Source organism: Oceanobacillus sp. CFH 90083, from assembly GCF_009389585.1.
GTDB lineage: Bacteria > Bacillota > Bacilli > Bacillales > Amphibacillaceae > Oceanobacillus.
Genome location: NZ_VIYG01000005.1, coordinates 351,539 through 365,103 on the forward strand (window position 1 = coordinate 351,539; position 13,565 = coordinate 365,103).

The 13,565-nt window shown below is 37.7% G+C and carries 16 protein-coding genes; 2 read left to right on the forward strand and 14 right to left on the reverse strand.

Annotation, left to right across the window (positions count from 1 at the left end; genetic code table 11):
- Window positions 1-7: 7 nt before the first annotated feature.
- The 7 genes from coaD to FLK20_RS10445 form a co-directional block, all read right to left on the reverse strand.
- Complete coding sequence (coaD, locus tag FLK20_RS10415) at window positions 8-487, reverse strand: pantetheine-phosphate adenylyltransferase (protein ID WP_152656491.1); 480 nt, start codon at window positions 485-487, stop codon at window positions 8-10.
- Entirely contained in the window at window positions 487-1,059 is a 573-nt protein-coding gene (gene rsmD, locus FLK20_RS10420; protein ID WP_152656492.1) for a 16S rRNA (guanine(966)-N(2))-methyltransferase RsmD, read from the reverse strand. The genes coaD and rsmD overlap by 1 nt, the downstream gene beginning before the upstream one ends.
- Before the next feature lie 281 nt (window positions 1,060-1,340).
- Window positions 1,341-1,616, reverse strand: coding sequence for a YlbG family protein (locus tag FLK20_RS10425; RefSeq protein ID WP_152656493.1), 276 nt, complete (start codon window positions 1,614-1,616; stop codon window positions 1,341-1,343).
- 266 nt (window positions 1,617-1,882) lie between these two features.
- Window positions 1,883-2,317, reverse strand: coding sequence for a YlbF/YmcA family competence regulator (locus tag FLK20_RS10430; RefSeq protein ID WP_152656494.1), 435 nt, complete (start codon window positions 2,315-2,317; stop codon window positions 1,883-1,885).
- A gap of 269 nt (window positions 2,318-2,586) precedes the next feature.
- Window positions 2,587-2,820 (reverse strand): YlbE-like family protein, encoded by a 234-nt coding sequence (locus FLK20_RS10435; protein WP_152656495.1) that lies wholly within the window; start codon window positions 2,818-2,820, stop codon window positions 2,587-2,589.
- 10 nt (window positions 2,821-2,830) lie between these two features.
- The gene (gene ylbD / locus FLK20_RS10440) at window positions 2,831-3,235 is read right to left on the reverse strand and encodes a spore coat protein YlbD (protein WP_152656496.1); all 405 of its coding nucleotides are present in this window, start codon (window positions 3,233-3,235) and stop codon (window positions 2,831-2,833) included.
- 244 nt (window positions 3,236-3,479) lie between these two features.
- Window positions 3,480-4,544: a CAP domain-containing protein gene (locus tag FLK20_RS10445; protein WP_152656497.1), complete on the reverse strand. Its 1,065-nt coding sequence runs from the start codon at window positions 4,542-4,544 to the stop codon at window positions 3,480-3,482.
- Between the two features lie 209 nt (window positions 4,545-4,753).
- Here FLK20_RS10445 and FLK20_RS10450 point away from each other — a divergent pair, with 209 nt between their 5' ends.
- Window positions 4,754-5,119, forward strand: coding sequence for a YugN family protein (locus tag FLK20_RS10450; RefSeq protein ID WP_152656498.1), 366 nt, complete (start codon window positions 4,754-4,756; stop codon window positions 5,117-5,119).
- Between the two features lie 197 nt (window positions 5,120-5,316).
- On the opposite strand, the gene FLK20_RS10455 is transcribed toward FLK20_RS10450, so the two are convergent.
- The 7 genes from FLK20_RS10455 to cyoE form a co-directional block, all read right to left on the reverse strand.
- Window positions 5,317-5,772 (reverse strand): DUF420 domain-containing protein, encoded by a 456-nt coding sequence (locus FLK20_RS10455; protein ID WP_152656499.1) that lies wholly within the window; start codon window positions 5,770-5,772, stop codon window positions 5,317-5,319.
- Window positions 5,773-5,942: 170 nt separating this feature from the next.
- A complete protein-coding gene (gene ctaG, locus FLK20_RS10460) occupies window positions 5,943-6,848 on the reverse strand; it encodes a cytochrome c oxidase assembly factor CtaG (RefSeq protein ID WP_152656500.1) in 906 nt (301 codons plus the stop codon).
- Window positions 6,849-7,081: 233 nt separating this feature from the next.
- Window positions 7,082-7,402, reverse strand: coding sequence for a cytochrome c oxidase subunit IVB (gene ctaF, locus FLK20_RS10465; RefSeq protein ID WP_152656501.1), 321 nt, complete (start codon window positions 7,400-7,402; stop codon window positions 7,082-7,084).
- A gap of 3 nt (window positions 7,403-7,405) precedes the next feature.
- Window positions 7,406-8,029, reverse strand: a complete 624-nt coding sequence (locus FLK20_RS10470; protein ID WP_152656502.1) for a cytochrome (ubi)quinol oxidase subunit III — start codon at window positions 8,027-8,029, stop codon at window positions 7,406-7,408.
- A gap of 1 nt (window position 8,030) precedes the next feature.
- Window positions 8,031-9,881: a cytochrome c oxidase subunit I gene (gene ctaD, locus FLK20_RS10475; RefSeq protein WP_370453185.1), complete on the reverse strand. Its 1,851-nt coding sequence runs from the start codon at window positions 9,879-9,881 to the stop codon at window positions 8,031-8,033.
- 42 nt (window positions 9,882-9,923) lie between these two features.
- Window positions 9,924-11,006: a cytochrome c oxidase subunit II gene (gene coxB, locus FLK20_RS10480; RefSeq protein WP_152656504.1), complete on the reverse strand. Its 1,083-nt coding sequence runs from the start codon at window positions 11,004-11,006 to the stop codon at window positions 9,924-9,926.
- A 67-nt stretch (window positions 11,007-11,073) separates the two neighbouring features.
- Window positions 11,074-12,018: a heme o synthase gene (gene cyoE / locus FLK20_RS10485; protein WP_152656505.1), complete on the reverse strand. Its 945-nt coding sequence runs from the start codon at window positions 12,016-12,018 to the stop codon at window positions 11,074-11,076.
- A 461-nt stretch (window positions 12,019-12,479) separates the two neighbouring features.
- On the opposite strand from cyoE, the gene FLK20_RS10490 reads away from it, so the two are divergent.
- Window positions 12,480-13,394 (forward strand): COX15/CtaA family protein, encoded by a 915-nt coding sequence (locus FLK20_RS10490; RefSeq protein ID WP_152656506.1) that lies wholly within the window; start codon window positions 12,480-12,482, stop codon window positions 13,392-13,394.
- The last annotated feature ends 171 nt before the right edge of the window (window positions 13,395-13,565 follow it).

Below are 13,565 nucleotides of genomic sequence, written 5' to 3' on the forward strand. Positions count from 1 at the left end.
TTTATGATTAGTTAAATTTTTTCTTAAGTGCCTCTTCCACAACCTCTGGAACAAGCCCCGATATATTCCCCTGATATTTCGCTGCTTCCTTTACCATACTGGAGCTTAAAAAAGAATATTTTGTATTTGTCATCATAAATAAGGTTTCCACATCTTCGTTCAGCTTCCGATTCATTGAAGTAATCTGCATCTCATATTCAAAGTCACTGACTGCACGCAGCCCTCTGATAACAGCAGTTGCTCCTATCTCTCTTGCATAATCCATGAGTAATCCACTGGAAGAATCAACGCGCACATTTGGTAAGTCCTTTAAGGTTTCTTCCAGTAATTGCTTTCTTTCTTCCACAGTGAAGAGTGGTGATTTGGATTGATTATTAAATACAGTAACTACTACCTCTTCAAAAACTTTTGCACCGCGACTGATAATATCTAAGTGTCCATTCGTAACTGGATCAAAACTCCCGGGACATATCGCTAGTTTTCTCATTATTCATACTCCTCACTTTCCACGGTTTGGTAAATAGTAACCTGAACTAAGCCGCCATATTCTGCTTGTTTGATTGCATGTAAAGATTTATATATATCTGGTAATATGGTTGACTTATCATGCTCACAATACACAGTAGCATTCTTGTGAAGCATTTGATTATCAAGAAGGTAATCCAGTAATTTCATATAGTCCTTCCTTTTATATGGTGGATCTAAAAGCACTAAATCAAATTGTAATTCCCTTTTGGCGATCGCTTTTAGAGCACGCTCTGCATCATTTCGATAGACTTCTGCCTGACTCTCGAATTGGAGTGTTTTCAAATTCGTTTTGATCGTTTGTACAGCTTTTGGATGCTTGTCTACGAAAATCACTTTAGACATACCTCTGCTTAATGCTTCAATCCCAAGTGATCCGCTTCCGGCAAATAAATCTAATGCTAATCCGCCTGTAAAGAAAGGTCCCATTATTTGAAACACAGCCTCTTTTACTTTATCAGAAGTCGGCCTTGTCGATTCACCTGCTACACTTTTCAGCACTCTTCCCTTATGTATCCCTGCTATTACACGCACTTTAAGTCACCTCAGCTTCTTTTAGCTCGTCAATAGTCTACCACGATTCCTGCGTTTAGCAAATTATTTTTATTTATCATGTATATTATTTCTGGCTTTGTCTATAATATCATAATGATTCAGCTAAATATGATTTAGTTGAAACGGAAGAAGGCTTATTCTTCCCCATAAGCTCTTCATCCGGTTTCTCCTCTCCCTTTAGCCTTTTATTTTATCAAAAATAAAAGGACCTGCAGCCATTTTGACTGCAGGTTTTTCTTTTTCATATCAAAAAAACGTATTTAAATTCCCATCTTATAATCATATTGCTTCGCTTTGTCCGGTTTTGCATTTTCATAATTTGTCGGAATAAATGGCTTCTGAGATCGTTCCACTTTAGAAACAAAAGCAAATTGATTCATTTTTTTCTCAATAGCATCCATATCCTCACGATTAACATAAATAATCGCGTAACGATGTTTTTTCGATACATGAATAAGATGACCATGCTTTTTTAACTGTCTAACATTTTTCATATGCTGAAACCAGACAACAATGCCTTGCCTTTCTATCATGATGCTGCCACCCTCCCTGTTATGTATAAGCAGATAGCTTTGTTTTGCTCCCTGCTTTAAGAAAACATAAAGAATTTAAGGAATAAAGTACGACGGACACAATGTCCCAATATCGACATTGGCCACACAATGTGACCATAGTTAGTCGATGAAAGAGCAACGTTTTTTATGGGGTGAGTAATCGCAACCCCAACGTTTTTTATGGGGTGAGTAACCGCAGTCCCCCTACGCTCTTTCAGGCTTGGCTTGCCAAGCTTTCTTTATCTGTTTTATGATGCACAGCCGCAAGCTCCACCGCTGCCGCAGCCACAGCTGTCTGTTAATGCCGCTCCATCTTTAGGTGCTTTGATCTGCTCACTGACACTCTCCGCTACAAACTGGCTGATCTCATCCAACAATTTTTGCAAATTTCTTTCAGCCACCTTAAAAGCTGCTACTTTATCATTCAAATCCATATCCCTCTTCTTGGAACGGACTTGCTTCATAATATCATAATAATCCGGATGATACCTGCCGAACCGCTGCACGTCTTCATAATGCTCCTTGACATCTGCGAATGTTTTAATGAGATTCTGTGCTTCCTTATCTTCATCCAATACCTTCTTAGCTGATTGATATTGCTCCATGACATCAGATTGTAAGACCATTTTCCCGACAAGCTCCGACTCATCTAATATATCTACATACTCCATTGTAGCAATCATTTCCCCACCTCCATGAACAAGTAAAAGTAAATCAAAAGAGATAATCTCTTAGTAAGTTTTATGCTATGAACTATTAAAATAGATACCTTCCGCTTCGTCCTGCATTTTAATAGTTATCTTTATTATCATATCATTTTATAAATCGAAAGAAAACAGTGGCGACTTATTGGAATGAAGCTACACAGAATGGTTCAGTATTTTATTCTTATTCAGAAATGACCACATTCAGCCAGGGTCACCAAAAGTGGGCACAAATAGCGCTTTTTGCTCTAATCCTTCATTGATTTAGCCATCTCTGCAAACATTCTTACCATCTGTAATTGATTCGAGAAGGTATTCACTTTTTGGGGAAATGTTTTTCCATAAAATTTCTTTGCTTCTTTTTTAAGCTCTGTCAGACGGCCTGGATCACGCATTAAATATCGGTACCATATTGGGTGGTATCGGACAAATTCAGCCAGATCCGGATTTTTTCTGAGATAAGCAATGATCTCATTATCCATTTTATCCCCTCTAATCTTTTCTTAATGAAAAAGGAGCTCTGGGCGCCTTGTCAGGAGCCGGCTTTTTCATATCACCAATCATTTCTTGAACAACGCTAATCGCTTTGCTTAATTGTTCGATTTGTCCTTGTACCTTTTCTGTATCTAAATTTTGTGTATAGTCCATAATCTGCCGGATAAGATCGGAGTGATCTGTTTTTTTGCTTTTTTTACTATCCGGATTCTTTTGCTTAGAATCAGAGGCTGCCTCTTTTGTTTTATATTCATCCCAAAACGGATCATCTTCATCTAAAATAGCCCACTTTTCATAAAACTCCTGCCACCCTTTGCCGCTTTTTCTGATTTCCTCCAATAACTTAGGATGGCTGTTAACAAAAGCTTTGAATGCTGCAACACTAGGATGTAATTGACTCATTTTTCTCACTATCCTTTTTAAAACTTCCTACAATAAACTATGTAAATGGTTTGAAAATGTGCTTATGACTTAGCACCAAAAGTACCGTAGCAGAGTTACAATTATTCCCCATAAAAACCATACCTCGGCACCTGAAAAATGCTTAGTGCGCCGAAATGCTTCCAGCCTAAAATTTTATTCTTTCCTGCTGTAAATAAAGAAGCCACCAATCTGGTGACTTCTTTTTACAAATAAAATAAGTATGTTAAAATGGCTTTCCTAAAAAGTTCTGCGTGTAATAGAATCGATATACACCGACCCCAAGGTAACTGTATTCATCGCTTAATAAGGCTTCCCGGTGACTTTCACTATTTAACCATCCCTCCATCGCAGCAGGAGCATCTGGATACTGGGCTGCAATATTCTCTCCAGCAGCTACGTACGCTACCTGTTTTTCCTCCAGACGCTCTTTCAAGCCATCTCCATCTAAACTAACATGGGAGAAATAATCATTCTCATACATATCTTTACTGTGATCATATGCAACCAGGCTTACTTGATCATCCCACTCCAACCGATGCACATCATGCTTATAACGCATTATATTAGAAATATCAAGGACCTGCTGCTCCATTCCTTCCTGTATTTCTCTCCACTCTTCCTCCGTAAATTCAGGCTGTTCAGGCAGCTCTCCCCGATACTCAATTTCATAAGGCCTCTGCAATAAAAGCGCATCTCCCGTAGAAATTCTCATAGAAGATAATGTTTCTGTGAATGTATCAAAGTAAAACTGAATAAATGTGGAATCACTTATTTTGACTAAAGGTCTCGTCTGAAGATCTTCCGCATTTAACCGAAAAGTGAACGAGGAATCCCCATCCGAATAGGTTACTTCACTTGAAAAAGGAAATGTCTCTGTTACTTCAATATAACTCGCCCCTGAGTCGATTGGTGATATCTCTAAATCATCACCAATTGCATAAACAGATACAATCTCACCTTCCAGGATCGCAAACTGACCATATTGGCTTTCTGAATCATTATATACATACCATTCATAATTATATGCACTAACATCAATTCTGTCTGGTTCTCCCAGTTCATTAATAAGCTCTGTTGACGTCTTTCCTATCCATTGATATAAATCGCCTTCTAAATTCATCTGTGGGAGCTCTGCTGCCGTCCCTTTAGGTTCTATGGTTTCTTCTTCATTAAAATGTGTTGTTACCTCTCTGACAACCTCAGCAGGTGATGAACTCATCTGGTTAATAACAATAAATACAAGGAGTGCAATAATCATGATTATCATAATATTACGAACTATCTTCATGATTGAACCCCTCCATCCAGCAGATAAATATAATATATCTGCATCCTATATATATACATCCTCAATATGTAATCTGCTTATCTATTTTATACCCTATTATCATAATAGTATACCCTTTCTTTACTCCCGTCTACGGTTTCTATTGCATCTATTACCATTTCGTATTATCCTTAAACTAAGCAGAATATTTTTGATGAGGTGAAAGTATAATGAGATTTGAAAACACAGGAATAGAAAACACAATTATTGATGTACAGGTATTGGATCATGTTACAGCGAACCTTGCATTTATCCGGGCAGGACAATGGGATTATGAACGTGTTACCTATGACTACAAGATCGGTTCCAACGAAAAAAATATTACATACTACATTCGTGTACAAGGATTTGCCATCGAAGGAGATGTCGATAAGCGAAACGCTGTTATTCAATTAAAGACTCCCTTGCTCGGTAAACATTATTATCCGCATGGAGTTGAGTATGGAGAAGAAGAGAACTTTCCTGAAAGCGTTGTAGAAAGAGCGAACACATTACTCGCAAAGCTTAGCGAGGAACTGAAATATTATAAAAAATAAACAAGACAGACAAAAGAAAAGAGATAGCATATTAGTCTAATAAAATATGCTATCTCTTTTCTTTTGTGATTAAAGGGATGATACTGTTAAACGCGCAAGCTCCTTCAGTAGCAGGGAAGGATTCCGATGACCGTGAAAAAGAGGATACATGTTCATATATGAAAACATGATATCCTCCAGCAGCTTAAACGACAGGTTTATAAACCGAGAATGGCTTTAATCATACTAGTGGTTTCACCCGGATCGTACAATACATATAGAAAAATATAAACAAGAATCCCTGTAACAGCACTAAAAAACCAAATAATACTTGTTACAGGACCAATCTTACGGTGCTTCTTAATATTTCTTTTGAATGCTAATATAAGTGTTACAATCCCGAATACTGCTCCAACTGTCGCTAAAATAATATGAAAAATCAAGAAAATAGTAAAATATGTCTGTATATTTTCAGGTCCGCCAAAGCTTGTATTTCCTATGAATACCGTACGTGACACATAAATAATAAAGAAAAGGAGTGCACTGACAGCTGCTGATATCATCACAGCTTTATGCTCCTTCCTTTTATTTTTAACAATTAAAATCCAGCCTATCGCTACGAGTATGGCACTCAAAGCAATAAAAAATGTACTTATTGTTGGTAGTATATGCATATCTTTGTCCTCCAATATTTCTATAAATATGTAATCAAAAAGCCGTTTGGAGCATCCTTATTTAAAACATTCCTGCATTAAGAAAAAAGCACCCTTCTTTCAAGAACGCTTTTTCTTACAGAAAAACAGCTCTTTTCTTATCCCATTATTCACCTTTTTAAGCTTTTTTCTTAGTGCGATTCAGCAGTATTCTGCGGCAATGGATCTACTTTATTACTTTCCCCTCTGAACCATGTAAAGATAACCGTCGCTAAAATTGCACCATAAGTGAATTCCTGCATAATCTTCATGATAATTCCACCGAGCTGTTGATCCTCCAGCGTACTGATCGGTGTGAACATTTCTGGACCAGTTAAGCCCGGAGCAAGACCTTGTAAAACATCTGTCGGTACACAAAGGCTCATCGCCTGCATCCATGCACCTCCTTGTGTATATGTTGCGTAAAGAGGCTCAGGAGCAAATATAATCAATGCACATGCCGGTGTGATTAATACACTGTTTGCAAAAATATAGCCTATTTTTAATAATGGCTGCATACGATCAAATTCCTGCAAAGGAGACAGTAACGGGAATAGCATAAAAAAGGCTGCTATAAATAATAAACCATGGATAAATGAATGGATTACTGGCGAAGACTTTGCAAATTCAAAGAAGACGGGTATATGATAAACAGAAAATAAGCCATTAAATAATAACATCGATATCAAAGGTTTTGTTCCTATTTCTACAACAGGCTTAATAACTGGACGATCGATGGCTTTGCGCCATATCCAAACAGGTATTCCTTTAATGATCAATATTGGTACAACAAGTAAATAAATAGCCATTTGAATCATGTGAGCGGTCAGTGTGATATGTGAAAGTAAATCAATTGGTGATCCTTTAACAAAATATAAACATAGTATTGCTGAGTAGAAAGATACTTGCTGCTTCACAGACACCTTATCATGGCTACCAAACTTATGCCGATATGGTCCCGTTATCAAAAAATAAGCTAAAGCAATTAGAGCTATAAATATCATAAAGTATGGACTCCACAATGCCCGAAACCCGAATATTTGTATATCTAACCACATACCAAATCATCTCCAGTTTAGTCTACTTTTTCTATTATACCTTAAAATAAACAAGAATTCTCTAGTGGGATTGTGACGATTTTAAAACATATTATGATCTGAACGAAAGGCTGTTCACCAAAATGTTGCTCAGCTAAATTCTGAACTTATCATTTCAGATATGTAAAAAGACTATGATGATTAAAATGAAAATCACCATAGTCTTTATAAACAAACGAAAAAATGTTATCTTCTTACCACCAGGTAATTACTGTAAATGTTAATGCGACCAATACGGTAACGAAAATACCGCCATAAATAATCTGTGCTGGAACTTCGTGTCCTTTATCCTTTAAATGCATAAAGTAAAAGAATTGAAATCCTACCTGCACTACAGCCAGAATTAGCAATAATGGTATAACATAAGTTGATGGTATTTCTAATGCTACAAGAGCAAACGCTACTAATGTAAAGAAAATCATTAAAGCAAAGCTGACAACCATTTTTTGCATTTCTTGTTTATTCTTTTGCTTTTGGAACGAATTAATTTTTCTTGTGCTCATTTTGTCTGGCATAAATTAACTCACCATCCCCATCAGATAAACAACTGTAAAGATGAATACCCACACAACATCGATAAAGTGCCAATACAGTGCAAATGTATTATATTTTGGTGCATTATAAAGATCCAGTCCCCGCTTCGCATTACGTATCATTAAGACGATAATCCAGGATAATCCAAATACAACGTGCCCTCCATGGAAGCCGACTAATGCATAGAAGGCTGACCCAAAAGCAGAAGAGCGGAATGTAAATCCATAATCATGAATATAATGCGCAAACTCATAAATCTCACATGCAAGGAAAGCAATCCCTAATAATGCGGTAATCCCCATCCATAGTTGCATCTTCTTAAAGTCATTATTTTTCATGTGATAAATTGCATACACACTGGTTAACGAACTCGTTAAAAGTAACATAGTCATTAAGAATACCAGACCAAGACCGTATAACTCCTGTGTTGTCGGTCCGCCGGCAGCAGAATCCTTCAAAGCAAGGTACGTGCCAAACAGACAAGCAAATAGAACGGTCTCTCCACCCAGGAAAATCCATAATCCTAAAAATTTATGTTTCCCTTCCATGGTCGCTTTTGCCGGATCTTTTGGCATATTATTTGGATCAATGGAATGATCGTGACTCATATTAATCATCCTCCCTTTCTACTTCTTCTTTAGGGATATGATATCCGTGGTCGTCTTTTAATGAACGGATTAGCATACAGATTAATCCAATTGCCATTCCCAGATAAACAGCGATTAACCAGTAACTATTTCCTGCCTGATAAATAAAGCCTAAGGAAGCGATAAAGAATCCAATGGTCATAATCAATGGAAGAATCGACCCGTTTGGCATATGAATTTCATCTACCGGTTCTGCCGGAGTCATTTTCTCATTACCTTCCATTTTTTCAATCCATAATGGATCCAATCCACGAACTAACGGCATTTGTTTAAAGTTGAAATGAATTGGCGGTGATGCCGTTGCCCATTCCAATGTACGCCCTGTTCCCCAAGCATCTCCTGGAGCTTTTTTACCTTTTATCGTTGTATAGATCATATTAATGACAAACACAATCACACCGAAAGTCATAAAGAAAGCACCCAGGGTACTAATCCAGTTACCAGTATCCAAGCCCTGGTTTTCTAAGAATACCCAGTATCGACGCGGCATTCCCATTAAACCTAAGAAATGCTGGATAAAGAATGTTAAATGGAACCCGATAAAGAATGTCCAGAAAGCTAATTGTCCCATTCCTTCATGCAGATACCTTCCAAACATTTTTGGCCACCAGTAGTGCATCGCTGCAAGTAACGCAAACACTACACCACCAACGATGACATAGTGGAAGTGTCCTACGACAAAGTACGTATCATGGTATTGGTAGTCAGCTACAGATGAAGCTAGCATAACCCCGGTCATACCACCGATCGTAAATGACGGGATAAAGGCCAATGACCATAGCATGGCTGAATTAATTTTAATGCTTCCACCCCAAAGGGTAAATAGCCAGTTAAATATTTTAATACCTGTCGGAACAGCAATCGCCATCGTTGCAACCGCAAAAATCGAGTTAGCAACTGCCCCGAGACCTACTGTAAACATGTGGTGAGCCCACACCATAAATCCTAAGAACGCAATTAAGAAAGTTGCAAATACCATTGCTGTATAACCAAATAATCGTTTCTTAGCAAATGTTGGTAATATCTCACTGAACACACCAAATGCAGGCAGGATTAAAATGTATACTTCCGGATGTCCAAATATCCAGAATAGATGCTGCCAAATAACCGCATTTCCGCCTAATGCCGCATCGAAAAATGCAGAACCGAACATACGGTCAAACATCATTAGAAATAGTCCAACTGTTAATGCCGGGAATGCGAAAAGTACTAAAATACTTGTCACAAATGTAGTCCATGTGAACAGCGGCATTCTCATATAAGTCATCCCCGGTGCACGCATGAGTACGATTGTAACGATAAAGTTAATACCACTCATCAACGTACCTGCCCCAGATAACTGAAGACCCATTACATAGTAGTCAACACCATGTCCCGGAGACTGAATAGAAAGTGGTGCATAGTTCGTCCAGCCGGCATCAGGTGCTCCACCTGTAAACCAACTGATATTTAACATAATTCCTCCGAATAGGAATAACCAGAATCCTAAGGAGTTCAGAAAAGGAAACGCTACGTCCCGCGCTCCAATTTGCAGCGGCATAATATAGTTCATTAGTCCAAATAGTAATGGGGTTGCCGCAAAGAAAATCATCGTTGTACCGTGCATGGTAATCATTTCATTATACAGACCAGCACTGATAAAATCATTTTCTGGTGAAATCAGTTGAATACGAATAATAACAGCTTCAAGTCCGCCTAACAGGAAGAAAAATGCACCTGCAGCAAGATAAAGAATACCGATCTTTTTATGATCGACAGTCGTCAGCCAATCCCATAAGGTAGCCCCGAAACCGCTTTTTTGAGCACTAGTCATACCCAAATTTTAAACCTCCCTTTTGTAACTGTCATTCACGTTTTAATCTCCCGCACTTTCAGGTGTAATTTCTGAAGGCTGCAGTTGTAATAAATATTCTGCAATACTTTCAGCTTCATCTTGATTGAGCTCTGGATATTGATCCGTCATTTTGTTGCCCGGCTTAATAGACTCAGGATCCATCAACCAGTCTACCAGGTTTTCCTTGTTATGCTCTAAAATACCGGCAACATTGGAACGATCTCCAAAGTTTGATAGATTTGGTCCAAAAGGCCCGTTGTTCTGAGGGCCGCCTTCAATACCAGAAGCAGCAGCATCTGTTGCATGACAGTTCATGCAATTATTCGCTTCAAACAGCTCCTGACCTTCTTGAGCTACAGCATTTTCAGGTTCTGCTTCCGTATCAATATTTTGCATGTCGTTAACCCACGCATCATATTCATCAGGTGAAACAGCAATAACCTTAAAGTCCATCAATGAATGTGAAGGTCCGCATAGCTCAGCACATTTACCCCAGTATACACCTTCCTCATAAGCTTCGATGTACATCGTATTTACATTCTCTGCATTCACATCCATTTTTCCAGAAATGGATGGAACCCAAAATGAATGGATAACATCAGATGAGAGCATATGTAAATAAACACGCTCCCCCGTAGGGATATACAGATCTTGACTTGTTTGGATTTCTTCTCCCTGGTACTCAAAATGCCACCAATATTGATTTCCTTTTACATTAACATTGATGAGTTCATCTGCCCTGGAGTCGTCTGCCAAATCAAATGTTGCCAGAACAGTCGGTACAGCAATAACCAACACCAAAATAATTGGAATAACTGTCCAAATCACTTCTAGCTTGTGATTTCCTTCCACTTGTTTAGGAACATGATCTTCCTGTCCTTTTTTTCTGCGAAAACGAACAAGTGTAATCACATAGATCGCCATAACCACAATAAATACACCAATCATGATTAACGTGGTCAGAATAATAAGATCCATGGCTTTTTCTGCTCCATACCCTTTAGGTTCAAGTGCAGTCAGGTTTTCGATTCCACAGCCGGCAAGAAATAATGCAAGTAATGCGAAAACGAAAAATACTTTGGTTTTTCCCATCCAACCTCTCATGTAAGAATACCTCTCTTTCTTCTTGTTCTTTCCTTTTTATATTTAAATTTTAAGGAATCACAAATCATTAATTAAATATCGGCAGGGTGACAATAATCATTAGCGGAAATAAAATGGTTAAATAATTTAATGAAAATATAAATACTATGTTAGCCCATTTCATATCTTTTTCCGTAAATAGTCCGATAAACCCTATCACCAGCCAGGCAATATTTAATATTGTTGCTACAATGGTAAATGTCAGTCCCAATGCAGGCATTAAGAAAAGCGGCAATGGTAAAAGGCAAGCAATATAAACGGTAATCTGCCTTTTGGTTATGCTCATCCCTCTAATAACCGGCAGCATTGGTACACCAGCTGCCTTGTATTCATCCTTCTTCTTCATTGCCAATGCAAGAAAATGCGGAGTCTGCCATATAAACATAATTAGAAACATGACAAAAGGAACCACGTGAAATGAAGGTTCGACTGCAGCCCAGCCAATGACTGGAGGCATTGCACCAGACAAGCTTCCAATAGCTGTGTTTAAAGTATATCTTCGCTTTGACCATATTGTATATAATACGACATAGCCAAACCAGCCAATAAAAGCAAATAGTGCTGCGTACCAGGTAGTAAACATTAATACTGTAAGTCCAGCAATACTGATAACAATTCCCATTGTCAGTACTGCCCGCAATGAAAAGAAACCTGTAACAGTTGGTCTTTTCTTTGTCCTGGACATTTTAGGGTCAATATCTGCATCATACCAGTTATTAATCATACATCCGCCAGCAATCACTAAAGCACTTCCAATTATCATCAGAAGAAAGGTTCCCCAATGATTACTAAAGGAGGCATTTGTTAAAGCGATAGCGACTAAAAAACCTGTAATTGCTGTAATTAAATTTGAATTGACAATTCCAATTTTTATAAGCGCCTTCACTTCTGTCAGAAAAACAGTCATTTTTTGTTTAGCTGAAATAGTTGTATTACCAATTAATTCCGAATAAGTCATATCTACTTTATCCATAATTTCCCCCCTTTGCACCAGTAGGAAGACATAATAATAAACAGAATACACGCATTCACTTCTATGTATTCCGTTCCCATATCTAATTATAGCATGGATTTCTATGACAATCTAATGAACTTATATATATTATTTTACAACAATTTGAACATCCAGCTAAAAACCGACTTGAAAATAGATAAAGAAAATGAATTATGTATATTTCCTCTTTTTCACAAAATGATAACTGCCTTCTGCATACTTATCCATACTATATTTCTAGCAAACATAAGTGAATTATGCAAGCTTTTTTATTTGCTGATGAAAACTTCAAAAAAACATGATACTATTAACAATGGTATTTTTATTTTAAAAGCTTGAACGGTTGTTGCATTTTGTTCAAATTTGGAAAACGTTTCCCGTATTTTTTTTGGTACACTAGAGATATTGGATAAATTACATAGAAGTGAGGTTGCATAGATATGTTAAAGAAACTAAAAATACTATCTGTGACAACGACCATTGGAATGCTTCCTCTTCTTTTAGGAGGAGCACTTGTTACAAAGACAGGTTCAGCAGATGGCTGTGGAGACAGCTGGCCGCTTTGTGAAGGAGAACTGCTTCCTTCCAACCCTCATTTTGAAATGATCGTTGAATTAAGTCACCGAATGGTCAGCGGCGCAGTCGGTATATTGGTATTGTTACTTGCCATCCTATCATGGAAAGCATATAGACACCATAAAGAAGTTATTTTCTTAAGTTTTTCTGCTCTATTTTTTATTATTGTACAAGCATTGGTCGGTGCCGCTGCGGTTGTCTGGGGGCAATCTGATTTTGTATTAGCTACACATTTTGGGATATCTTTAATTTGTTTTGCCGCTGTGTTCTTACTTATGCTATTATTCTTTGAAATTGATAAAAAGCTACATACAGAAGATATCCATATTAGTAAGCCTCACCGGATTGAAATCTATGCGATAACGATATATACGATGTGTGTGGTGTACAGCGGGGCGCTGGTTCGCCATACAAATTCCATTCTGGATTGCCCGGACTGGCCGCTTTGCTCCAATACAGAGCCTTTTGCTTTTGCAAGCTATTCGTTTAACCAATGGATACAAATGGGACATCGCTTTGCAGCTGGAATCTTATTTTTATGGACACTCCTTTTAACGATTCGTATGATTAAAAAATACAGCCACAGCTATGTTATGAAATGGGGCTGGATAATTACACTGACACTGATTGCATTGCAGGTTACCTCTGGAGCATTAATCATCTTTACACAGCTGAATTTATTTATTGCACTAGTCCATGCACTTTTTATAACGTGTTACTTTGGAATGCTGACTTACTTTATTCACCTGTCTTTCCGAAGCAGCAGAAAAGAGAAATAAGAGGATTTGTTATCATTTCACATTCATATTTGAAAATACTAAAGGAAGCCTTATTTTAACAAGGCTTCCTTTTATTCTGATCAATTGCTGTATTTTATTCAAGTGTAATCCCCCTCAGCAAGCTGCCAAAGGGGGATTACACTTATTCAAATTCAATTAATAAATCATTTA